This window comes from Bradyrhizobium forestalis (assembly GCF_002795245.1).
GTDB lineage: Bacteria > Pseudomonadota > Alphaproteobacteria > Rhizobiales > Xanthobacteraceae > Bradyrhizobium > Bradyrhizobium forestalis.
In genome coordinates this window covers 398291-420122 of record NZ_PGVG01000001.1, presented here as the reverse complement: position 1 = coordinate 420122, position 21832 = coordinate 398291, and the positions used below count along the sequence as shown (strand labels likewise).

17 protein-coding genes are annotated in these 21832 nt (G+C 66.1%); 5 read left to right on the top strand and 12 right to left on the bottom strand.

Annotated features, from left to right (window positions below; all coding sequences use genetic code 11):
• Positions 1–15: 15 nt before the first annotated feature.
• Entirely contained in the window at positions 16–909 is an 894-nt protein-coding gene (locus CVM73_RS01885; protein ID WP_027572019.1) for a LysR family transcriptional regulator, read from the bottom strand.
• Positions 910–1133: 224 nt separating this feature from the next.
• Between CVM73_RS01885 and CVM73_RS01880 the strand changes: the two genes are divergently transcribed.
• The 5 genes from CVM73_RS01880 to CVM73_RS01860 are packed head-to-tail and all read left to right on the top strand — an operon-like array spanning position 1134 to position 7114.
• Entirely contained in the window at positions 1134–1610 is a 477-nt protein-coding gene (locus tag CVM73_RS01880) for a formate dehydrogenase subunit gamma (RefSeq protein WP_100230305.1), read from the top strand.
• A complete protein-coding gene (locus CVM73_RS01875) occupies positions 1607–3163 on the top strand; it encodes a formate dehydrogenase beta subunit (RefSeq protein ID WP_100230304.1) in 1557 nt (518 codons plus the stop codon). The genes CVM73_RS01880 and CVM73_RS01875 overlap by 4 nt, the downstream gene beginning before the upstream one ends.
• 10 nt (positions 3164–3173) lie before the next feature.
• Entirely contained in the window at positions 3174–6059 is a 2886-nt protein-coding gene (gene fdhF, locus CVM73_RS01870; RefSeq protein WP_100230303.1) for a formate dehydrogenase subunit alpha, read from the top strand.
• Positions 6060–6063: 4 nt separating this feature from the next.
• Positions 6064–6891, top strand: a complete 828-nt coding sequence (gene fdhD, locus CVM73_RS01865; protein WP_100230302.1) for a formate dehydrogenase accessory sulfurtransferase FdhD — start codon at positions 6064–6066, stop codon at positions 6889–6891.
• A complete protein-coding gene (locus CVM73_RS01860; RefSeq protein WP_167406554.1) occupies positions 6881–7114 on the top strand; it encodes a formate dehydrogenase subunit delta in 234 nt (77 codons plus the stop codon). Before fdhD ends, CVM73_RS01860 begins: the two co-directional genes overlap by 11 nt.
• Here CVM73_RS01860 and CVM73_RS01855 read toward each other — a convergent pair.
• From CVM73_RS01855 to CVM73_RS01805, 11 genes are all read right to left on the bottom strand, one after another.
• On the bottom strand, positions 7071–10058 hold the full coding sequence (locus CVM73_RS01855) for a bifunctional [glutamine synthetase] adenylyltransferase/[glutamine synthetase]-adenylyl-L-tyrosine phosphorylase (RefSeq protein WP_100230300.1): 2988 nt from the start codon (positions 10056–10058) through the stop codon (positions 7071–7073). The two genes, CVM73_RS01860 and CVM73_RS01855, sit on opposite strands and share 44 nt — an antisense overlap.
• Positions 10055–11515 (bottom strand): sensor histidine kinase, encoded by a 1461-nt coding sequence (locus CVM73_RS01850; protein WP_100230299.1) that lies wholly within the window; start codon positions 11513–11515, stop codon positions 10055–10057. The genes CVM73_RS01855 and CVM73_RS01850 overlap by 4 nt, the downstream gene beginning before the upstream one ends.
• The gene (locus CVM73_RS01845; RefSeq protein WP_100230406.1) at positions 11499–12179 is read right to left on the bottom strand and encodes a response regulator transcription factor; all 681 of its coding nucleotides are present in this window, start codon (positions 12177–12179) and stop codon (positions 11499–11501) included. Before CVM73_RS01845 ends, CVM73_RS01850 begins: the two co-directional genes overlap by 17 nt.
• A 273-nt stretch (positions 12180–12452) precedes the next feature.
• Positions 12453–14033 carry a Do family serine endopeptidase gene (locus CVM73_RS01840; RefSeq protein WP_100230298.1) on the bottom strand — a complete coding sequence of 527 codons (1581 nt, stop codon included), beginning with the start codon at positions 14031–14033 and terminating at the stop codon, positions 12453–12455.
• A 220-nt stretch (positions 14034–14253) separates the two neighbouring features.
• A complete protein-coding gene (locus CVM73_RS01835) occupies positions 14254–15597 on the bottom strand; it encodes a methyl-accepting chemotaxis protein (protein WP_100230297.1) in 1344 nt (447 codons plus the stop codon).
• Positions 15598–15714: 117 nt separating this feature from the next.
• Complete coding sequence (locus CVM73_RS01830; RefSeq protein WP_100230296.1) at positions 15715–16197, bottom strand: cytochrome c-type biogenesis protein; 483 nt, start codon at positions 16195–16197, stop codon at positions 15715–15717.
• A gap of 4 nt (positions 16198–16201) precedes the next feature.
• Positions 16202–18184 (bottom strand): heme lyase CcmF/NrfE family subunit, encoded by a 1983-nt coding sequence (locus tag CVM73_RS01825; protein WP_100230295.1) that lies wholly within the window; start codon positions 18182–18184, stop codon positions 16202–16204.
• Positions 18181–18687 carry a cytochrome c maturation protein CcmE gene (gene ccmE, locus CVM73_RS01820; RefSeq protein ID WP_100230294.1) on the bottom strand — a complete coding sequence of 169 codons (507 nt, stop codon included), beginning with the start codon at positions 18685–18687 and terminating at the stop codon, positions 18181–18183. The genes CVM73_RS01825 and ccmE overlap by 4 nt, the downstream gene beginning before the upstream one ends.
• 37 nt (positions 18688–18724) lie before the next feature.
• The gene (ccmI, locus tag CVM73_RS01815; RefSeq protein WP_100230293.1) at positions 18725–19834 is read right to left on the bottom strand and encodes a c-type cytochrome biogenesis protein CcmI; all 1110 of its coding nucleotides are present in this window, start codon (positions 19832–19834) and stop codon (positions 18725–18727) included.
• Between the two features lie 131 nt (positions 19835–19965).
• A complete protein-coding gene (locus tag CVM73_RS01810) occupies positions 19966–20235 on the bottom strand; it encodes a hypothetical protein (RefSeq protein WP_100230292.1) in 270 nt (89 codons plus the stop codon).
• Between the two features lie 99 nt (positions 20236–20334).
• Positions 20335–21735, bottom strand: a complete 1401-nt coding sequence (locus CVM73_RS01805) for a hypothetical protein (RefSeq protein WP_100230291.1) — start codon at positions 21733–21735, stop codon at positions 20335–20337.
• Positions 21736–21832: the final 97 nt, after the last annotated feature.

Sequence of the window (21832 nt, the reverse complement as noted above, 5' to 3'; positions counted from 1 at the left end):
TCGCGCTGCAAATCCCTACGATTGCAGCTTCGGCGCCACTTCCCGCGCCACATTGACCAGCGCGGCGATCAGCGGCGTCATTGGATCGCGCTGCGGGATCACCAGGCCGATGCTGTAATTGACCTCGGGGTCGACGATCGGGATCGAACGGACGGTATCGGACAGGCCGAGCGTCTCGGCGAGCTTGGCCGGCATCACGCTGGCCCAGCGCCCCGTCTTCACATGCGTGAACAGAACCAGCAGCGAGTTCGACGTCAGCGTCGGCGTCGCCTCCGCGCCGACCGAGCGCAACGCGCGGTCGATGATGCGGCGGTTCTGCATGTCGGGCGTCAAGAGGCACAGCGGCACCTGCCCGACCTCGGTCCAGGTCACCGTCTCGCGGTCGCCGAACATCGCATCCGGCGCGGTCAGCAGGCGATAGCTCTCGTTGTAGAGCGGAATGGTGCGCACCTTCCCGATCGGCTCGTTCTCGATATAGGTCAGCCCCGCATCCACCTCGAGATTTTCGAGCAACCCCAGCACCTCGGACGAGGTGGTGGATTGGATGCGGAAGCGCACCTCGGGATGCCTCGCGCGAAACGGCGTCGTCAGCGAGGCGACCATGCCAAGCACGGTCGGGATCGCCGCGATGCGGATCTCGCCGGAGAGCTGATGCTTCAGCCCGTTGATCTCGTCGCGCATCGCGCGGGCATCGCCCACGATCCGCCGCGCCCAGTCCAGTGCCCGCTCGCCTTCAGGGGTGAATCCCTGAAAGCGCGAGCCGCGCTGAACCAGCATGACGCCGAGAATTTCCTCGAGTTGCTTCAGCCCGGTCGACATCGTCGGTTGCGTCACGCCGCAGGCCTCGGCAGCGCGTCCGAAATGCCGCTCCTTCGCGAGCGCCAGCAACAGTTCAAGCTTGTCGATCAACCGGCCGTCCCCTCGAATTCTGTATTGGCATGCAAGCTAGCATGCCGGGCCTGCGCCAACACGCAAAAACCGGCAGCCGATACAACCTTCATTACCGTTCCGTATCGATCGATTGCGGTTGCAAATCGATCTGAATTCGCAATCGCAGCATGAGACAGCTTTATTGATCTTCGAATGATTCCAAATAGTTTGAGGCGGAGAAACGCTCAGGTTGAGAACGAACAATGACAACGCCTTACGAACTTTGGGACGAAGCGCGCGGCGCCGAGATCATCGCCGAACATGCCCAGCAGGAAGGCGCGACGCTCGTCATCCTGCATGCGCTTCAAGAGGCGTTCGGCTATGTGCCGGAGGCGGCGATCCCCATGGTGGCGCAGGCGCTCAATTTGTCCCGCGCCGAAGTCCACGGCGTGTTCACCTTCTACCATGACTTTCGCCACAAGCCGGCCGGCCGCCATGTCCTGAAGCTGTGCCGCGCCGAAGCCTGCCAGGCTGCGGGCGGCGATGCGCTGGCTGCGCGGGCCGAGGCGAAGCTTGGCGTCTCGCTCGGCAACACCACGGCCGATGATCGCGTCACGCTGGAGCCGATCTACTGCCTCGGCCTGTGCGCCACCGCGCCGTCGGCGATGCTCGACGGCCGCCTGATCGGCCGGCTCGATCAGAAACGCCTCGATGCCCTCGTTGCGGAGGCACAGCGATGAGCATGCGTCTCTACGTCTCACGCGATGCGGGTGCATTGGCCGTCGGCGCCGACGAGGTTGCCCTTGCGCTGGAGCAGGCCGCCGCCAAGCGTGGCGTTGCGGTCGAGATCGTCAGGACCGGCTCGCGCGGCCTGTACTGGCTGGAGCCGCTGGTCGAGGTCGCGACGCCGCAGGGCCGGATCGCGTTTGGTCCGGTCACCGAGTCCGACGTGCCCTCGCTGCTCGATGCGCTCGCCAGCAACACCCCGCATCTCCTGCGGCTCGGCGCCACCGACGAGATCCCCTGGCTGAAGCGCCAGACGCGCCTCACTTTCGCCCGCTGCGGCGTGATCGATCCGCGCTCGCTCGACGACTACCGCGCCCATGGCGGCTACAAGGGCCTGGAACGCGCACTGTCGCTCGGCTCGGATGCGATCCTCACCGAAGTCACCGCCTCCGGCCTGCGCGGCCGTGGCGGCGCCGGCTTCCCGACCGGCATCAAATGGAAGACGGTCGCGCAGGCCAAGGCCGACCGCAAATTCATCGTCTGCAACGCCGACGAGGGCGACAGCGGCACCTTCGCCGACCGCATGATCATGGAAGGCGATCCCTTCCTGGTGATCGAGGGCATGACGATCGCCGGCCTCACCGTCGGCGCGACCAAGGGCTACATCTACATCCGCAGCGAATATCCGCACGCGGTCGAGGCGATGAACGCGGCGATCCAGGCTGCCAGGCGCGGCGGCTATCTCGGCGACAAGATCGGCGGCTCGGCCTACAGCTTCGATCTCGAGGTCCGCGTCGGCGCCGGCGCCTATGTCTGCGGCGAGGAGACCTCGCTGCTGGAGAGCCTCGAAGGCCGCCGCGGCATCGTGCGCGCCAAGCCGCCGCTGCCTGCGCATCACGGCCTGTTCGGCAAGCCGACCGTCATCAACAACGTGCTGTCGTTCGCCGCCATCCCCTTCATCCTCGCCGAAGGCGCCAAGGCCTATGCCGATTTCGGCATGGGCCGCTCGCGCGGCACGATGCCGATCCAGCTCGCCGGCAACATCCGCTATGGCGGACTGTTCGAGACGGCGTTCGGCGTGACGCTCGGCGAGCTCGTCGACGACATCGGCGGCGGCACGTTCACCGGCCGGCCCGTGCGTGCGGTGCAGGTCGGTGGTCCCTTGGGCGCATACTTCCCCCGCGCGCTGTTCGACACGCCGTTCGACTACGAGGCCTTTGCCGCGCGCGACGGCCTGATCGGCCATGGCGGCATCGTCGTGTTCGACGACAGCGTCGACATGCGCAGGCAGGCGCGCTTCGCGATGGAGTTCTGCGCCATCGAATCCTGCGGCAAGTGCACGCCGTGCCGGATCGGCTCGACCCGCGGCGTCGAGACCATCGAGAAGATCATCCACGGCGAGCGCGTGAGCGAGAACCTCGCGCTGATCGAGGACCTCTGCAACACCATGAAATTCGGCTCGCTCTGCGCACTCGGCGGCTTCACGCCCTACCCCGTGCTCAGCGCATTGAAGCACTTCCGGGAGGACTTCGTCCCGGCGCCGACCACGCTTCAGGCCGCGGAATAGGAGAACGACAATGTCTCTGATCGAAGAAATCGACTACGGCACGCCGCGCTCGAAATCGGAAACGATGGTGACGCTGACCATCGACGGCAACCAAGTCACGGTGCCCGAGGGCACCTCGATCATACGCGCGGCGATGGAGGCCGGCCACCAGATCCCGAAACTCTGCGCGACCGACATGGTCGACGCGTTCGGCTCCTGCCGGCTCTGCCTCGTCGAGATCGAGGGCCGCGCCGGGACGCCGGCCTCCTGCACCACGCCCGTCATGAACGGCCTCGTCGTGCACACCCAGACCGAGCGGCTCAAGAAGCTGCGCAAGGGCGTGATGGAGCTCTACATCTCCGACCATCCGCTCGACTGCCTCACCTGCGGCGCCAACGGCGATTGCGAATTGCAGGACATGGCCGGCGCGGTGGGCCTGCGCGACGTGCGCTACGGCTATGAGGGCGAGAACCACGTCTTCGCCAAGACACCTGGCAAGACCGACGGCTGTAGCAACGACCACTGGATGCCGAAGGACGAGTCCAACCCGTACTTCACCTATGATCCCTCCAAGTGCATCGTCTGCTCGCGCTGCGTCCGCGCTTGCGAAGAAGTCCAGGGCACCTTCGCGCTGACCATCTCCGGCCGCGGCTTCGACAGCCGCGTCTCGCCGGGCATGAGCGAGAGTTTTCTGGGCTCCGAGTGCGTCTCCTGCGGCGCCTGCGTGCAGGCCTGCCCGACCGCAACGCTGACGGAAAAATCCGTGATCGAGATCGGCCAGCCCGAACATTCGGTGGTCACAACTTGCGCCTATTGCGGCGTCGGCTGCGCCTTCAAGGCTGAGATGCGCGGCGAGGAAGTGGTGCGCATGGTGCCGTACAAGGACGGCAAGGCCAATCGCGGCCATTCCTGCGTCAAGGGCCGCTTCGCCTGGGGCTACACCAATCACCGGGAACGCATCCTCAAGCCGATGATCCGCGAAAGAATCGAGGATCCCTGGCGCGAAGTATCCTGGGATGAGGCGTTCTCGTTTGCCGCCGCCAAGATGCGCGGCATCCAGAAGAAGTATGGCCGCGACGCCATCGGCGGCATCACCTCCTCCCGCTGCACCAATGAAGAGACCTATCTGGTGCAGAAGCTGATCCGCGCCGGCTTCGGCAACAACAATGTCGACACCTGCGCCCGCGTCTGCCATTCGCCGACCGGCTATGGCCTCGCCACCACCTTCGGCACCTCCGCCGGCACACAGGATTTCGACTCGGTCGAGGACACCGACGTCGTGGTCGTGATCGGCGCCAACCCGGCCTCCGCTCACCCCGTCTTCGCCTCGCGCCTGAAGAAGCGGCTGCGCCAGGGCGCCAAGCTGATCGTGATCGATCCGCGCCGCACCGAGATGGTGGAATCGCCGCATGTGAAAGCGCTGCACCTGCCGCTAATGCCCGGCACCAATGTCGCGGTCATGACCGCGCTGGCGCATGTCATCGTCACCGAAGGCCTCGTCAATGAAGCCTTCGTGCGCGAGCGCTGCGACTGGAGCGAGTTCGAGGAATGGGCCGCCTTTGTCGCCCAGCCCAACAACAGCCCGGAAGCCACCGCCATCCTCACCGGCGTTGATCCCAAGGTTCTGCGCGAAGCCGCGCGGACCTACGCCACCGGCGGCAACGGCGCGATCTATTACGGTCTCGGCGTCACCGAGCACAGCCAGGGCTCCACCACCGTGATCGCGATTGCCAACCTCGCCATGGCGACCGGCAATATCGGCCGTCCTGGCGTCGGCGTGAATCCGCTGCGCGGACAGAACAACGTGCAGGGCTCCTGCGACATGGGCTCGTCCCCGCACGAGCTGCCCGGCTACCGCCACATCTCGGGCGATGCCGTGCGCGATCAGTTCGAGGCGCTCTGGAACGTCAAGCTCAATCCCGAACCGGGCCTGCGTATTCCCAACATGTTCGATGCCGCGGTCGAAGGCACGTTCATGGGGATCTACGTGCAGGGCGAGGACATCCTCCAGTCCGATCCCAACACCAGCCACGTGGTGGCGGCGCTGTCGGCGATGGAATGCGTCATCGTCCACGACCTCTTCCTGAACGAGACCGCGAACTACGCCCACGTCTTCCTGCCCGGCTCGAGCTTCCTCGAGAAGGACGGCACCTTCACCAACGCCGAGCGCCGCATCCAGCGCGTGCGCAAGGTGATGACGCCGAAGAACGGCCTAGCCGACTGGGAGGTCACCATCGGCCTTGCCAAGGCGATGGGCTTCGAGATGAACTACAGCCATCCCTCCGAGATCATGGACGAGATCGCGGCGCTGACCCCGACTTTCGCCGGAGTCTCTTATGCCAAGCTCGACGAGCTCGGCTCGGTGCAGTGGCCCTGCAACGACAAGGCGCCCGAAGGCACGCCGGTGATGCATATCGACGGCTTCGTGCGCGGCAAGGGCAAGTTCGTCGTGACCGAATATGTCGCGACCGACGAGCGCACCGGCCCGCGCTATCCGCTGCTGCTCACCACGGGCCGCATCCTCAGCCAGTACAATGTCGGTGCGCAGACAAGGCGCACCGAGAACGTGGTCTGGCATGCCGAGGACCGCCTCGAGATCCACCCGCACGATGCCGAGCAGCGCGGCGTGCGCGACGGCGACTGGGTGCGGCTGAAGAGCCGCGCCGGTGAGACCACGCTGCGCGCGGAGATCACCGACCGCGTCTCGCCCGGCGTCGTCTACACCACCTTCCACCACCCGGACACGCAGGCCAACGTCATCACCACGGACTATTCGGACTGGGCGACCAACTGCCCCGAATACAAGGTCACGGCGGTGCAGGTCTCGCCCTCGAACGGCCCGTCCGACTGGCAGAAGGCCTATGACGCGCAGGCGCGGCAGTCCCGCCGCATCGTGCCGGCCGAAGCTGCGGAGTAACGGCATGCACGTAGCAGTCCAGGCCATCGACCGCGAGATCTGGCGCGACGGCGTCGTGTCCGAAGGAGCACGGCTGATTCCCGAGGAGACGCCGCTGGCGCTGACCTATAATGGCGGCACCTATGCCGTCATGATGGGGACGCCGCAGAACCTGGAGGATTTTGCGGTCGGCTTCAGCGTGAACGAAGGCATCGTCGGATCGGTCGACGACATCCGCTCGCTCGAAGTGGTCCGCCTCGACGACGGCATCGAGCTCAGGATGTGGCTGGCATCGGAGGATGCCGCACGCATCAACGAGCGCCGTCGCCACGTCGCCGGCCCGACCGGCTGCGGAATCTGCGGCATCGAGTCCATTGCCGAGGCAGTGCGGCCGGCCGCCGTAGTGCCGCAGCGGCAGATCTTCACGCCGGAACAGATCATGGCGGCGATGCAGGCGATTGCACCGCTGCAATCGATCAATCTGCAAACCCGCGCCGTACACGCCGCTGCGTTCTGGTCCCCTACGGGCAACATCGTCGCACTGCGCGAGGATGTCGGCCGCCACAACGCGCTCGACAAGCTCGCTGGCGCCCTGGCGCGCAGCCGCACGGATGCGGGCAACGGCATGGTGCTGCTGACGAGCCGCGTCTCCGTGGAGATGGTGCAGAAGACGGCCGCCATCGGCGCGCCGGTGATGGTCGCCGTGTCGGCGCCGACCGCGCTGGCGGTCCGCACGGCGGGAGCCGCCGGGATCACGCTGATCGCCATTGCCCGCCAGGACGGGTTCGAAGTGTTTTCGCATGGCAGCCGGATCGTCGCGCGTCATGCCACGGAGGTTGCCGATGTCGCCTGACCGCCTGATCTACATGGCCAACCAGATCGGCAAGTTCTTCCAAAGCCAGGGCCATGACAAGGCCGTGCCGGGCATCGCCGAGCACATCAAGAAGTTCTGGGATCCTCGCATGAAGCGCGCGATCTTCGCCCATCTCGATGCCGGCGGTGCGGGCCTCGCGCCCGACGTCCGCGAAGCCATCACCGCGCTGAAGCAGGCGACGTCCCTTCCAGCAGCGCCCTGAACACGCGCCGCACCTCGCTCTGAGTTTCCTTCACCCGCGCCTCCAGCGACGAAAAATCCGGCGCGTCGCCGGCGCGCGCCATCACGCGCAGGAGGTCGGTGCCGGCGGTCTCCGGCTTGAAGCGCTCGCTGACGCAGAGCCGCAGGATCTGCGTCAGGTCGTGATAGAGCCGCGCCGCGGCACGCAAGATCTCGGTCTCGGATTGAGCGAGCACGCCGAGCCTGCAGGCATTTTCCAGCACCTGCACGGTGCTGACGTCGAGAATCTCCGGCTTGTCGTGGGCATGCACGAGCTGGAGATATTGCGCGATGAAGTCGATATCGACCATGCCGCCGGCCGCATGCTTGAGATCCCAGCAATCGGCCTCGCCCTTCTCCTGCGCGATGGCGCGCCGCATGTCGGCGACGTCGTTGGCGGTGATGGCGGGATCGCGGCGACGGGTCAGGACATCGCGGATGACGCGCTCGATCCGCTCCCGGAATTCGGGCGAGGCCGACACCACGCGGGCGCGCGTCAACGCCATGTGCTCCCAGGTCCAGGCCTCGTTGGCCTGGTAGTCCGCGAACGAAGTGAGGCTCGAGGCCACGGGACCTGCACGTCCCGACGGACGCAGCCGCATGTCGATCTCATAGAGCACGCCGTAATTGGTGCGCGTCGTGAAGGCGCTGATCAGCCTCTGGGTGAAGCGGGCGAAGTAGTGGGCACCTTGCAGCGATTTCGCCCCATCGGAGTCCGGATTGTCGCTGTCGAAATCGTAGAGCAGGATCAGGTCGAGATCGGACGATGCCGTCATCTCGCGGCTCCCGAGCCGGCCCATTGCGATGATTGCGGTCTCCTGCTCCTTGATGCGGCCGTGCTGGGCGGCAAAGCGGTCGGCGACGAGGCCATGCACGGTGTGGACGATGCCTTCGGCGACATCGGCAAAAGCCGTGCTCGCCTGCTGCGCCGAGACCGTGCCGGACAGGATTCGCGTGCCGATCAGGAACAAGCTCTCCTGCCCGAACAGACGCAGGCGATCGAGAAACTCTTCATAGGAATCCGCGTCTCGCACGGTGGCAGCTAACCGCCCCGACAATTCCTGCCTGTCGGGCATGGCACCGAAAAAGCGGGGATCGATCAGCCCGTCCATGAGCTGCGGCTTGCGCGCCAGCATCTCGCCGAGCCGCGGCGCGGCTCCCAGCACCAGCGCCACCAGCGCGACGAGATCGCGGTTCTGCCCGAGCAGCGTGATCAGCCGGCCGCCGCGCTGGAGCGCTCCAAGGAATTGGTCGAACGCCACGACGGCGCGATCCGGCTCCTCGGCACGGGCAAGACCGTCGATCAAGGCCGGCACGAATTCGACGAAGGCGCTTCGCGTCGCCTCATTGCGGAAGACGCGATAGCCGCCGGTGATCCAGTCGCGCAAGGTCTGCGCGACGGCGGCGGGCTTCTTGAAGCCAAGCGTCGCGAGGTGCTGGAGCAGGCGCGGATCCTCGGGGCCCGCGCTGTAGTCGAGCGCCGGCAGGTTTGCGGTTCCGGTCGGATCGTCGCCCTCGAACAGTTTTTCGTAGTGACCCTGGACGATCTGGAGCTGGTGCAAGAGGTCGCGGGCGAAGGACTCGCGATCCTGATAGCCGAAGAACCACGCGAAGCGCTCGACCGCCTGCTTGTCCTCGGGCAGCGTGTGGGTCTGCTCGTCGGCGATCATCTGGAGGCGATGCTCGACCCGGCGCAGGAATTCGTAGGCCGTGGTGAGCTCGTCGCGCGCAGCAAGGGTGATCCAGTTGCTGGAGGCGAGCACGTCGAGCGCCCAGAGCGTCGGCCGCACCCGCAATTCCGGATGGCGGCCGCCCGCAATCAACTGCTGAGTCTGCGCGAAGAACTCGATCTCGCGGATGCCGCCGCGCCCGACCTTGACGTTATGGCCCTCCACCGCGATCTCGCTCTGGCCGCGATAGGTTTGCATCTGCCGCTTCATGTCGTGCACGTCGGCGAGCGCGGCGAAGTCGAGATGCTTGCGCCAGACAAAGGGCGCGATCTCTGCCAGAAGCGCCTCGCCCGCCCTGGGATCGCCGGCGCAGGCCCGCGCCTTGATCATGGCGGCGCGCTCCCAGGTGCGCCCTTCCCGCTCGTAATAGTTCAGCGCGGCGTCCCGCGAGATCGCCACCTGCGTCGAGGACGGATCTGGCCGCAGGCGCAGGTCGACGCGGAAGACGTAACCGTCATAGGTGCGCTGCTGAAGGATGCGCGCCATCCCTTGCGTGACCCGGACGAAGAACGGCTGCGGCTCGATGTCCGCCGCCAGGGTCGTCGCATCGGGATCGAAGAACACGATGAGATCGATGTCGCTGGAATAGTTCAGCTCGCCCGCGCCCATCTTGCCCATCGCGAGCACGATCAGCCCGCAGCCCTCTTCGGGCGCCTCGGGATTGGGCGGCGAGAGCTTGCCGCGTGCGGCTTCCTGACGCAGCAGGGATTGCAGCGCCGCCTGCACGGAGGACACCGCGACATCGGTCAGCGCCGCCGTCACCCGCATCACCGGCCAGACGCCGCCGATGTCGCACAAGGCAGTGAGGAGCGCGGCCTCCGCTTTCATGCGGCGAAGCAACCGCATCACCTCGGCTTCGTCGGAGGCCGCGAGCACCGCGCTCCGCGCCTCTGCGATCAGCGCCGTCAGATGCGCGTCCGGATCGCATTCGAGCAGCCGGATCAGGCGCGGAGCATCGGCGCGCACCAGATCGAACAGATAGGGCGAGAATTCCGCGATCCCGGCCAGGATGTCGCGGGCGAAGGGATGGCCCAGGAGCGCTTCGAGACGGGCCGATTGCGCCGGCTCAAGCTCGGCCAGCCAGCTTTCGAAACGTCGTTCGTCGGTTGTGGAAGCGGCAATATGGGGAGCCTCCGCGAAGCGTGCGGCCAGACTCTCACCATGCTTGTCCGCGTTTCCCGGCGCGGAGTGGTTCATGCCACCTTCTGTGGCACATCCTGCATCGGCGGAGCAACCCTGTCGCCGGCACCCGCGCGCGCCGGCAGGACGAGCGTGGCGACGAGGCCGGGACGGGCATCGCCCAAGCGCAATTCGCCACCGTGCAACGTCGCAACCGCCGAGGCGAGGCTGAGGCCGAGGCCGGAGCCTGGCAATGTGCGGCTGGCCTCCAGCCGCACGAATCGCTCGACGACGTGCTTGCGATCGGCTTCGGGGATCCCCGGACCACGATCGGTGACGCTGAGCAGCACCTGGTCGCCCTCGCGCCTCGCCTCGATCGTGATCTGCCTGGCATCCATGCTGACCACGGTTTCGGCCGCCTGCGCCGCCGGCTTGCCGTATTTGATCGCGTTCTCGACGAGATTGGCGAGGGCCTGGCTGATCAGTTCGCGATTGGCATGAACCGGCGTCGGCTCGCACTTGACCTTCAGGGTCATGCCGTCGTCCTCGGCGAGCGGCTCGTAGAGCTCGTGGATGCCCTCCGCGACTTCCGCGGCATCGAAGTCATCCATGTTGCCGCGCGCCTGTCCTGATTCTGCACGCGCGATCATCAGAAGCGCGTTAAAGGTCCGGATCAGCCCGTCGGACTCCTCGATGGTCCGCTCCAGCGCGGCGCGATAATCGGCCTCGCAGCCTGATCTCGCCAACGCCTCCTCGGCACGATTGCGCAGCCGCGTCAACGGCGTCTTGAGGTCGTGGGCGATGTTGTCGGAGACCTCCTTCAGCCCCGCCATCAGCGCCTCGATCCGCTCGAGCATGGCGTTGAGGTTCTCGGCGAGACGGTCGATCTCGTCGCCGCTGCGGCCCACGGGCAGGCGCTCGCTGAGATCTCCGGTCATGATGCGCTGCGTGGTGCCGGTCATCGCGTCGATGCGCCTCAGCACCCTCCGCGCGACGAAGATGCCGCCGCCGAGACCAAGCACGACGACGATCAGGACCGACCATTGCGCCGCCTTGGCGACGATGCCGAACAGGCGCCGCCGCTCGGCAAGGTCGCGGCCGATCAGCAGCCGGAAGCCGTTCTCGAGCTCGGTGACGCGCACCAGTGCATGATGATCGCGGTCATCGGCGTCCTCGAGCCGCCGGTAGGCGGTCTCGGACCAGCCGCGCGTCGCCATCACGCCGGGTGCGAGCGAGCCGACATTGCCGGCAACCGCCTGCCCAGTCGGCGTGGTCACGAGGTAGAGGTTAGCGCCCGGCCGCAGCGCGCGATATTCGATCGCGCGCACGAGGTAGAACATGCCGCGACGGTCGTAGATCTCGTTCATCTCCGAGGTCTCGGCATTGACCGTCTGCGTGATCTCCTCGGTGATCAGCCGCCGCGTATTCCAGGCGAAATAGGCCAGCAGCGAGGCCGCGAACATCGCGAACAGCAGCAGATAGACCAGCGTCAGCCGGAACGCCGTGGTGCGGACGAGTTTACCGAATGCCGTCACGGATCATGTATCCGGCGCCGCGGATCGTGTGCAGCAGCGGGCGCTCGAAGCCCTTGTCGATCTTGGAGCGGAGCCGCGAAATGTGCACGTCGATCACGTTGGTCTGCGGGTCGAAATGATAGTCCCAGACGTTCTCCAAGAGCATGGTGCGCGTCACGACCTGGCCGGCGTGCTTCATCAGGTATTCGAGCAGGCGGAATTCGCGCGGCTGGAGGGTCAGCTCGTCCTTGCCGCGGGCGACGCGATGCGACAGCCGGTCGAGCTCGAGATCGCCGACGCGATAAAGCGTGTCCTCGGCGGGACCGCCACGGCGGCGCGACAGCACTTCGACGCGGGCCAGCAGCTCGGCGAAGGAATAGGGCTTTGGCAGATAGTCGTCGCCGCCGGCACGCAGGCCCTTGATGCGGTCATCGACCTGCCCGAGCGCGGAGAGAATCAGCACCGGAGTCGCATTGCCCTTGTCGCGCAGTGCGCCGATCAGCGACAGGCCGTCGCGCTTGGGCAGCATGCGGTCGACCACCAGCACGTCGTAATCGCCGTTCTCGGCCATGGCGAGGCCTTCCTCGCCGTCAGCGGCGTGGTCGGCAATGTGTCCGACTTCGCGAAACGCCTTGGCGAGATAGTCGGCGGATTCGCGGTCGTCTTCGATGATGAGGAGGCGCATCGTGCGTTCGGCGGCGGTCAAGGAGGTCAACCTTCTCTAAACATGGCGCGAGCAGCAATCGCATGCAAGCCGAGCGGGAGAGTCTCGAAGCGGGAAAAAGGCGGGCGGTGAAGCTGGGGGGACCTCACCGCCCTAGGCCTTCCGACGGAGGGGGGCGTAATTCCACCGGAAGGTAGATGAGGGAAGCCAGCGTTGCGCGGCTTCCCCGAAGGACACCGGCGGCGGGGGCGACTGATGCCGGCGATGCCCTTCATCTCGTAGGCCTCCTGAGCCTTACCCCTTGGCGAGGGGGATCGCGACGAAGCGCGACTGGCCGCCGCTCTTCACCCGCATCAGGACGCTGTTCTTGTTGTCGGTCCGCGCCGCGTTGATGGCATCGCGGACTTCGCCGGCGGTAGCTACGCTCTTGCCGCCGACCTCGAGGATCACGTCGCCTTCCTTGAAGCCGCGTTCAGCCGCGGCGCTCTTCGGATCGACTTCGGTGACCACGACGCCTTCCTTGCCGGCACCGGCCACGGAATTGGCGGGGGCAACGGTCATGCCGAGCTTCGGCACGTCAGTGCCCTTGCTGGCACCCTTGCCGCTGTCCTGATCGACGTCGGCCTTGGCCTCGACCGTGTTCGGCAGCTGGCCGAGGGTGAGGTTCACGACCTTGTCCTGGCCTTTGTGCAGCACGTTGAGCTTCACGGTCGCGCCGGGCGCCATGCCGCCGATGGTGCGGGCGAGCTCACGGGCATCCTTGACGGACGCGCCGTTGACCGCCGTGATCACGTCGCCGGACTCGATGCCCGCCTTCGCGGCCGGACCGTTCGCCTGCGGCTCCGCCACCAGCGCGCCTTCGGCCTTCTTCATGCCGAGGCTGTCGGCGATGTCGGAGGTCACCGGCTGGATCTGCACGCCGATCCAGCCGCGGCTGACCGAGCCCTTGTCCTTGAGCTGGGCGACCACGCTCTTGACGGTGTTGGCCGGAATCGAGAACGCGATGCCGACGCTGCCGCCGGAGGGCGAGTAGATCGCGGTGTTGACGCCCATCACCTCACCGTTGGTGTCGAAGGCCGGACCGCCGGAATTGCCCTTGTTCACGGGCGCGTCGATCTGGATGAAATCGTCATAGGGACCGTTGCCGATGTCGCGGCCGCTGGCCGAAACGATGCCCGCGGTCACGGTGCCGCCGAGGCCGAAGGGATTGCCGACCGCAAGCACCCAGTCGCCGATCCGCGGCTTGCTGTCGGCGAGCTTCGCGAACGGGAAGTTCGAGCCGCCCTCGACCTTGATCAAGGCGAGGTCGGTGCGCTGGTCGGTGCCGATCACCTTGGCGGTGTAGGTCTTGCCGTCATCGGTGGTGACCTCGACCTTGTCGGCGCCGTCGACCACGTGGTTGTTGGTCACGGCATAGCCGTCGGCCGAGATGAAGAAGCCGGAGCCCTGACCCTGCACGACGCGGCCGCGACCGCCGCCCTTCAGGCCGGGAATGCCATCCGGCCCGCCAAAGCGGCGGAAGAAGCGCTCCATCGGCGAGCCCGGCTGGAACGGCGAGGCGGAATCGTCGCCGTCATCATTGCTCGCGGTCTTCTCCTTGATGTTGACCTTCACCGAGATCACCGACGGCTTCACGCGCTCGACGATGTCGGCGAAGCCGATGGGACGCTCGACCTTGCGGACCTCATTGTTGACCTGCGCATGCGCCGGGCTGGAGAACAGGTCGACCGGCGAGGTCGACGGGCTGAAGCCATAGACGGCCGCACCGAGACCGGCGACGACCGAGGCCATCAGCGCGAGCTTGCGCGCGGAAAACACCGACCGGCGCGGCTGCCGGTACGACGGGAGGTTCGAGAGGTCGATACGATCGTTCATGCAAAAATCTCCAGGGCCTTGAAATCCTTTGGTGCCGGATCCCAGCACCTTGCGGACCTGAAGATGGGGACTCCCGCCTTACCGCGCGCTGGCGGCCGGGTTAAACTTTCGTAATGAAGCGATGAGACGGATGCGGCAGTTTAGCACAGGCCAAAAATTGTGGTCTTACAGGAACTTAATCGAGTTCCCGTGACGCGGCGGAGGCGCGATTTCTAGCCGCTCAGCTCGCCCTGACGCTGACGATGAACTCGTCGACTTCGCGCTTCAAGGTCTCGGCCTGCTGCGACAGGTCCACCGCCGAATCCCGCGCCTCGGCGGCCATGCGGCCGGTCTCGGCGGAGGTCGAGGTGATCTGGACGATATGGTTGGAGACGTCGAGGGTGCCGTGCGCGGCGTCCTGGGCGCTGCGCGTGATCTCTTGCGTGGCGTTGCGCTGCTGGGCGGTATCGACCTCGATGCCGGACATGATGGACGAAATCTCCGACAGCGTCCTGGAAATACCGTCGATCGCGCCGCGCGTCTCCGCGGTGATGCCCTGAATGCTGGCGACATGGGAGGTGATCTCCTCCGTCGCCTTGCTGGTCTGATGCGCCAGATTCTTCACTTCAGAAGCGACCACGGCAAAGCCCTTGCCCGCCTCCCCTGCTCGTGCCGCCTCGATGGTGGCGTTGAGCGCCAGGAGATTGGTCTGAGATGCGATCGCCTGCACCAGCTGGACGACCTCGCCGATCTTGTCGGCGGCATCCGACAGCGTATGGATGGTATCGCGGCTCTTCTCCGCCTGGGACGCCGCGCCCTCGGCGCGCTGGGTCGCGTCCGTGACGCGGCGGCTGATCGTGCCGATCGAATTCGTCATCTCCTCGGCAGAACCCGCAACCGTCTGCACGCTGGCGCTGGCCTGGCTGGCGGCGCTCGCGACCGCATTGGCCTTGGTGCTGGTGTCGTTGGCGGTCCGGGACAGCGTCTCGGCATTGCTCTTGAGATGCACGGCCGATGACGCCACGCTGTCGACGACGCTGGCGACGAGATCGTTGAAGCGCTTGATCCGGTCGTCCAGGAATTTCGACCGCTCGGCCTGATGCTGCGCTTCATGCAGCTGCTGCTCGGAGAGACGGCGCCGCTCGAGGCCGTTGGTCTTGAAGACCTCCAGCGCACCGGCGAGCAGGCCGATCTCGTTGGTGCGGTCGAGCCCCGGAACGGATGTCTCGAACTTCTGGTCAGCGACCTCGCGCATGGCATGCACGATCGCCGCCAGCGGACTGAGGATGCCGTTGCGCACGGCGAACCAGGTGGTGAGGCAGATCGCGCAAGCGACGACAGCGATCACGCCGCAGGCGACCAGGAAATAGGAGAACGCGGTCTGCGCCTGCTGGTAAATCTGCATCGCATGGTCGCGCGCCGGGCCGTTCAACGCGGCAAAGTCCGAGGACAGGCTGGTGATCTCGTTGTTGAGATAGAGCACCGCGATGAAGCCGGTGCCGCCGCCGATGCCCAGCAGGAACAATAGCGCAGCGACAACGGCGCCGACCAGGAAGCGGATCGTCAGATTGCTGTTCGCGAACATCGGGGGACTCGGAGTCTGGAATCAAATCTCGCGACAAGCTTCCAGACAAAGGTCAACATAGCATGAACCACGCGGCCGTTGCCGCGGGCTGCGTGGCACTATGTAGCTGGGACGACTTCAGGACGATTTGGTGTCGTCCGACATCAAGGCCGCGAGTCGCGCCTTTTCGTCGGGCGTGAGCGGCGGAGCCGGTACGTCGACACCACTTCGCGAGCGGCGCCGGATTTGCAGCCACAGCGCCAGGCCGCCGCCGATCAGCAGCAGCGGCCCGAGCAACCACAGCAGCAGGGTCTGCCGCTCGAAGCGCGGTTTCAGCAGCACGAACTCGCCGTAGCGCGCCACCAGGAAGTCGAGCACCTGCGAATTGTTGTCGCCGGCCGCGATGCGCTCGCGCACCAGGAGCCGCAAGTCGCGTGCCAGCGGCGCATCGGAATCGTCGATCGACTGGTTCTGGCAGACCATGCAGCGAAGCTCGCGCGACAATTCGCGCGCGCGCGATTCCTTGGCGGGGTCCGACATGATCTCGTCGGGCTGGACAGCGTGGGCCGCGGGCAAACCCAGCAGCATCAACGCGATGAAGGCGGCCATCATCCGGCGCATCGGATCATTCCGCGGGCTGGAGGCGCTGCTTGGCCCGCGCCGGCTTCGGCGCGCCGACGCGCAGGCGGCGGTCGGAGAGCGAGAGCACGCCGCCGAACGCCATCAGCACCGGCCCCCACCAGATCAGGAGGACCAGCGGCTTGTGGTAGATGCGCACGGCGATGGCGCCCTCGGCCGTGGCATCGCCGAGTGAAACGTAGAGCTGGCTCGCGCCACGCGTCAGCAGCGCGGCCTCGGTGGTCGAGGAGCCGCGGGTGGTGAAGCTGCGCTTGGACGGCGTCATGACTCTGATGGCCTCGCCGTCGCGGCTGACGTTGAACTCGGCGATCATCTCCCGGTAGTTCGGGCCCTGGCGTTGAAACAGCCCGTCGAGCTTCAGGTCGTAGCCGGCGACATGGGCGACCTCGTTCGGCTTCATCGTCGCAATGTATTCGCTGTTCCAGGTGGTCTCGCAGACGATCCCGATCAGTGCGACGCCGAGGCCGGCATGCGCAAACGCGGTGCCCCAGGCCGATCGCGGCAGGCCGCGGGCCCGGTGCAGCACCGTTGCGAACGGCAGACGAACCAAGCCCGTCCGTTCGACCAGGTCGGTGACGGCGCCGGCAATGACGAAGACGCCGAGCCCGATCGCGAGCGGCGCCAGCGCGCTGCCGCCGCGCACCCAGGCCCAGGTGATGGCAACCACGACGAGCCCGGCAACACCGGCCGCGAGCAGACGCTGCGTCACGCCGAGCAGATCGCCACGCTTCCACGCCAGCATCGGCCCGAACGGCACGGCAAGCAGCAACAGGGCAAACAGCGGAGCGAAGGTGAGGTTGTAGAAAGGTGCGCCGACCGACATCTTGAAGTCGGCGAGCATCTCCATCGCCAGCGGATAGAGCGTGCCGAACAGCACCACGGCGCAGGCGACGGTAAGCAGCAGGTTGTTCAGCACCAGCGCGCCCTCGCGCGAGATCGGCGCGAACAGGCCGCCCTGCTTCAGCGAGGTGGCACGGCCCGCGAACAGCGACAGGCTGCCGCCGATGAACAGGCACAGGATCAGCAGAATGAACACGCCGCGGGTCGGATCGGTGGCGAAGGCGTGCACCGAGGTGATGACACCGGAGCGCACCAGGAAGGTGCCGAGCAGCGACAGCGAGAAGGTCAGGATCGAGAGCAGGATGGTCCAGACCTTCAGCGCATTGCGCTTCTCCATCACCAGTGCCGAATGCAGCAGCGCGGTGCCGGCGAGCCACGGCATCAGCGAGGCGTTCTCGACCGGGTCCCAGAACCACCAGCCGCCCCAGCCGAGCTCGTAATAAGCCCAGTACGAGCCCATGGCGATGCCGAGCGTCAGGAAGATCCAGGCAACCAGCGTCCAGGGCCGCACCCAGCGCGCCCAGGCCGCATCGATCCGGCCCTCCATCAACGCCGCAATGGCGAAGGAGAACGAGATCGAGAAGCCGACATAGCCGAGATAGAGCATCGGCGGATGCACCGCGAGGCCGATGTCCTGGAGCACGGGATTGAGATCGCGCCCCTCGATCGGCGGATTGGCAATGCGCAGGAACGGATTCGAAGTCACCAGGATGAAGAGATAGAACGCGCTGGCGATCCAGGCCTGCACGGCGAGCACATGTGCGCGCAGCGACAGCGGCAGATTGTTGCCGAAGCTCGCGACCAATCCGCCGAACAGCGCCAGGATCGACACCCACAGCAGCATCGAGCCTTCATGGTTCCCCCACACGCCGGTGATCTTGTAGAGCAGCGGCTTCATCGAGTGGGAATTCTCGTAGACGTTGGCGACGGAGAAATCCGAGTTCACGTGCAGCATCACGAGCGCGGTGAACGACACACCGACGAACAGGAGCTGCGCCAGCGCCGTGGAGCGCGCCACATTCATCAGGGCAGCATCGCGCAGCCGCGCGCCGATCAGCGGCACGATGGACTGGATCAGTGCGAGCCCCAGCGCCAGCACCAGCGCGTAATGTCCGGATTCTGCGATCACCGCACCGCTCCCTGCGGATTGCCCTGCGCGGTCGCCGCAGGTTTGGCACCCTCAGAAGGCTTGCCGCCGTAATCGTCCTTCCAATGCCCCTGCTTCTTCAGGGCATCGGCAACGTCCTTGGGCATATAGGTTTCGTCATGCTTGGCGAGCACGGTATCGGCCTTGAACACGCCGTTGGCATCGAGCGCGCCTTCGGCGACCACGCCCTGCCCTTCGCGGAACAGGTCGGGCAGGATGCCTTTATAGGCAACGGGAAGCTTTGCGTTGCCGTCGGCGACCTCGAACGTCACCGCGAGATTGTCGCCGCGCTGGAGCGAGCCGGGCTGCACCAGGCCGCCGAGGCGAAACCGCTTGCCGGGCTCGACGTGCTTCTCGGCGACCATGGTCGGCGTCGAGAAGAACACGATGGAGTCGCGAAGTGCGTTGAGCACCAGCGCGGCCGCAAGCGCGAGCACGGCGAGCGATCCGCCGATGATGGTCATACGTCGCTGCTTGCGCGTCATGGCGTATCCGTTCTCCGCATCTCTCGTCCCGAAATCGTCATCCGCCGAGCCCGAGAGTCCTCAGGCCTTCGTTGAGCTGGCGCAGCCGTTCGGCGTCGCTGGCAACAGCCTGCCGCGCATCAGCCGAAGCTCCCATAGCCTTGTCACGCTCCCCCATCACGAGATAGGCGCGCACCAGACGCAGCCACCCCTCGACATCGTCGCCGTTCTGCTTCAGCCGCGTGGCCAGGCGATCGACCATGCCGCGCACCATCGCGTTGCGATCGCCTTCGGCCATGTCCTTGGAGGCAGCAATCGTCTCATCCGACAACGCCGGCATCGTGCCGCCACCGACTCGCGCGAGCGAGGACTGCACCAGGGCACGCCACGGCGCATCCGCGGGCGCTTTCGCAAGCAGCGCGCGCCAGATATTGGCCGCATCGTCCTTGCGGCCGTCCTGCTCGGCGGCGAGGCCCAGGAAGTAGTTCGCCTTGGGATCGTCGGCGTTCAAGGCGTGTGCTCGCTCGAATTCGGCCTTGGCCTCGGCGGTCACCACGCCGCCGGCGGCAGCCGAGATCGCTTCGCCGAGATCGGACCGGCGCTCGGCGCTCTCGCCATTGTAGGTGAGCGAGTTGCGATAGGCGCGCACCGCGTCGTCGAAGCGGCCGAGCCGCTGCAGGACCGGCGCGAGCACGTTCCAGCCGCGCCCGTCGGTTGGATTCTTTTCCAGATGCTGCTCGACCTGCACGACGAGGTTCTCGAGCGACTGCGCCATGCCGGACCCGGAGCCACGCTCCCGCTGCGCCAGGGGAAAGTCCTGAAGCCTCGGTGAGCCGAGCGGCATGTAGACGCCGACCGCAACCAGCGGCAGGCCGGCGAGCGCCAGCACGGCCGCCGCACGGCGCCATTTGACGTTCGACTTCGGCGCCGTTGCGGGCTCGCTGGCCGCCGCCGCGAGCAGCCTGCGGCTGATCTCGACGCGCGCGGCCTCGGCCTCCGGTGCCAAGATCAACCCTGCGGTGAGGTCACGCTCGATCTCGGCCAATTGGTCCTTGTAGACCGCGACCTCGCTGCCCTGATCCTGCGCGCGGCTGGTGCGGCCAAGCGGCCAGAGCACGGCGAAAATCGCCGCGACCGTCATCAGCGCGAACACGAACCATAGCGTCATCTGGCAAGCTTCCGGCGGCGCACGAACCGCGCCTATAGGTGCCTTTACACCACGGCCGGACGATGCGGCAATTGACAATTGTCAAGTCGGCGCAACCGCATCTGGTGCCGAAAAGGTGAAAATCCAACGACTTAGCCGATCTCGAAGTCGACACTTTGCGCGGCGTCCTCGCCGTGCCCGTTGAAGGCCTTCAGGAAGTATGTTCCCGGCTTGATTGCATCCGGCAACCTGATGCGCAACGCTCCGACTGGAACCCGAGATGCAACCCTCGTGATTGTCTCAGGCAGCTGCCGATCGCTTGCCTTCTCGACCAGCACCACCTTGGCCCCAACCATCAGCCTTTGATACTTGGCCACGATAACGCGGTTCTCAATTTCGATGGAGCTGATAACGGGTTTCATGCGCCCACAAATAGAAATTCCCCGGACTTGCACGGGGACCGTACGGCGCGCGACCGGCACCGTCAACCGTAAATTGTGATTACGAAAGTATGCGCTTGCTTAACCGGCGCGCGACGATTTGCGCTCGCCTGTGAGTGCGTTTTCCGCGGCCCTGCTCATCAGCGAGGCGTAATCGTCGCCGAACAGCACCTGGCAGAAGCGGATCGCGGCCTGCACCTGCTGCTGCCGATAGGCGCGGACCTTGTGATCGGCGGCGCGCAGCGACTGCACCAGCTGCTCGGTCGACCGTTCCACATATTGCTGGAGGTCGGAATAGGTGCGCAGCGTCACCTCGTTGATCGCAAGCTCGCTCGCATAGTTGCGGCAAGTCGCGACGAAGTCGATCAGCGCCACGGTTTCCTCGACCTCGGTGCTGTCGATCCGCGCGCCCGGCGGAATGTCTTTCTCGGGGCGCTGGCGCAGGATACGGCGAACGCGGCCGGGAACGCTGTCGATCTCGGATTGCAGCGCATTGGAGATGTCAGCCCGGATCGAGGTCAACTGCTTGCCCCAGGCGGAATCGTTGCGCAGGTCGAGCTCGGTGCGCAGGCCGCGCACGCCGTCGTGCAGCGTCTTGAGATTGCCGGCGACATTGTCGAAATGGCCGCGCTTGATGTCCGTGCGAAGGATCGCGGCAACGCAGGACAGATCGTGCAGGGCGATCGTGACGGCGACGCCGTAAGGCGTCGCCGCGACGCGGATCTCGTCATCCGACGCGGCAATCTTGATGGCGAGGCGGATGATCTGCCAGGGGGCGGTCATCCGCTGCACGACCATCGAGAGCGCGAAGGGCAGCATCTGCGGCGTCTGGAGCACTGGAATGTTGAGCGCCGACGAGACCGAGGCGATCTGTGAATCGCCGAAGGCGCGCAGGAAGCGCGGCAGCTTCTCGCTCAGGCTGGCGATGGCTTCCCGGACCTGAAGCACCGCTCCGATTGAATAGAGGTCCTCGATGACATTGGGCGGGCCGACCCGGGCCAGCGCGCGCGTCTTGTCTCCGCCGCCAGGGCCCGTCAGCTCGAAAATCGCATCCGCGGCCACCGCCTGGAGCTTCTGCGCCAAGGCCTCGACCTGACCTGCACTGTCCGCCGGCATGCGCGACAGCGCCGCCTCGAATTCGTTCACCTTGTCCGGTGCGCCGTCACGGCCGAGCCACTGCCAGATCGGCTGCAGCGAGGAGCGGCGAATCTGGCCGACCCGGATCGGAGTGCCCGTCTCGACCAGGAACGGTTCCAACACCTGGAACAGCAGCCGCGACAGATCGTCCGCACGCGGCGGCGGAGCCTCGTCGGCCTCGGTCTTGCGAACGATCTTGCGCAATTGCGCGAGCACGAGGGTTGCCACGGCCGTGTCCTGCCCGCGCTCGAGCGCACGCTCGAACTCCCGCATCAGCAGCGCCTGCGACTGCGGCGGGAGCTGCGCGAGATATTCCCTCAGCCGCTCGATCGATGTCTGGCTCATGCGCCCGGGTAATGCACGGTAAAATGGCGGACAATGGGACGGGTCCGGCGCGATCATAGGAGGTCGCCACTTAAGAAGCCGTTTAGGAAGTGGGTCC

What these genes read in the sequence shown, in the direction of transcription:
- CVM73_RS01835 (WP_100230297.1), bottom strand. Translation starts at nt 15,597, where the DNA reads ATGTTCGCGAACAGCAATCTGACGATCCGCTTCCTGGTCGGCGCCGTT.
- CVM73_RS01805 (WP_100230291.1), bottom strand. Translation starts at nt 21,735, where the DNA reads ATGAGCCAGACATCGATCGAGCGGCTGAGGGAATATCTCGCGCAGCTC.
- CVM73_RS01875 (WP_100230304.1), top strand. Translation starts at nt 1,607, where the DNA reads ATGAGCATGCGTCTCTACGTCTCACGCGATGCGGGTGCATTGGCCGTC.
- CVM73_RS01880 (WP_100230305.1), top strand. Translation starts at nt 1,134, where the DNA reads ATGACAACGCCTTACGAACTTTGGGACGAAGCGCGCGGCGCCGAGATC.
- CVM73_RS01845 (WP_100230406.1), bottom strand. Translation starts at nt 12,179, where the DNA reads ATGCGCCTCCTCATCATCGAAGACGACCGCGAATCCGCCGACTATCTC.
- fdhF (WP_100230303.1), top strand. Translation starts at nt 3,174, where the DNA reads ATGTCTCTGATCGAAGAAATCGACTACGGCACGCCGCGCTCGAAATCG.
- CVM73_RS01840 (WP_100230298.1), bottom strand. Translation starts at nt 14,033, where the DNA reads ATGAACGATCGTATCGACCTCTCGAACCTCCCGTCGTACCGGCAGCCG.
- ccmE (WP_100230294.1), bottom strand. Translation starts at nt 18,687, where the DNA reads ATGACGCGCAAGCAGCGACGTATGACCATCATCGGCGGATCGCTCGCC.
- CVM73_RS01860 (WP_167406554.1), top strand. Translation starts at nt 6,881, where the DNA reads ATGTCGCCTGACCGCCTGATCTACATGGCCAACCAGATCGGCAAGTTC.
- ccmI (WP_100230293.1), bottom strand. Translation starts at nt 19,834, where the DNA reads ATGACGCTATGGTTCGTGTTCGCGCTGATGACGGTCGCGGCGATTTTC.
- CVM73_RS01810 (WP_100230292.1), bottom strand. Translation starts at nt 20,235, where the DNA reads ATGAAACCCGTTATCAGCTCCATCGAAATTGAGAACCGCGTTATCGTG.
- CVM73_RS01830 (WP_100230296.1), bottom strand. Translation starts at nt 16,197, where the DNA reads ATGCGCCGGATGATGGCCGCCTTCATCGCGTTGATGCTGCTGGGTTTG.
- fdhD (WP_100230302.1), top strand. Translation starts at nt 6,064, where the DNA reads ATGCACGTAGCAGTCCAGGCCATCGACCGCGAGATCTGGCGCGACGGC.
- CVM73_RS01855 (WP_100230300.1), bottom strand. Translation starts at nt 10,058, where the DNA reads ATGAACCACTCCGCGCCGGGAAACGCGGACAAGCATGGTGAGAGTCTG.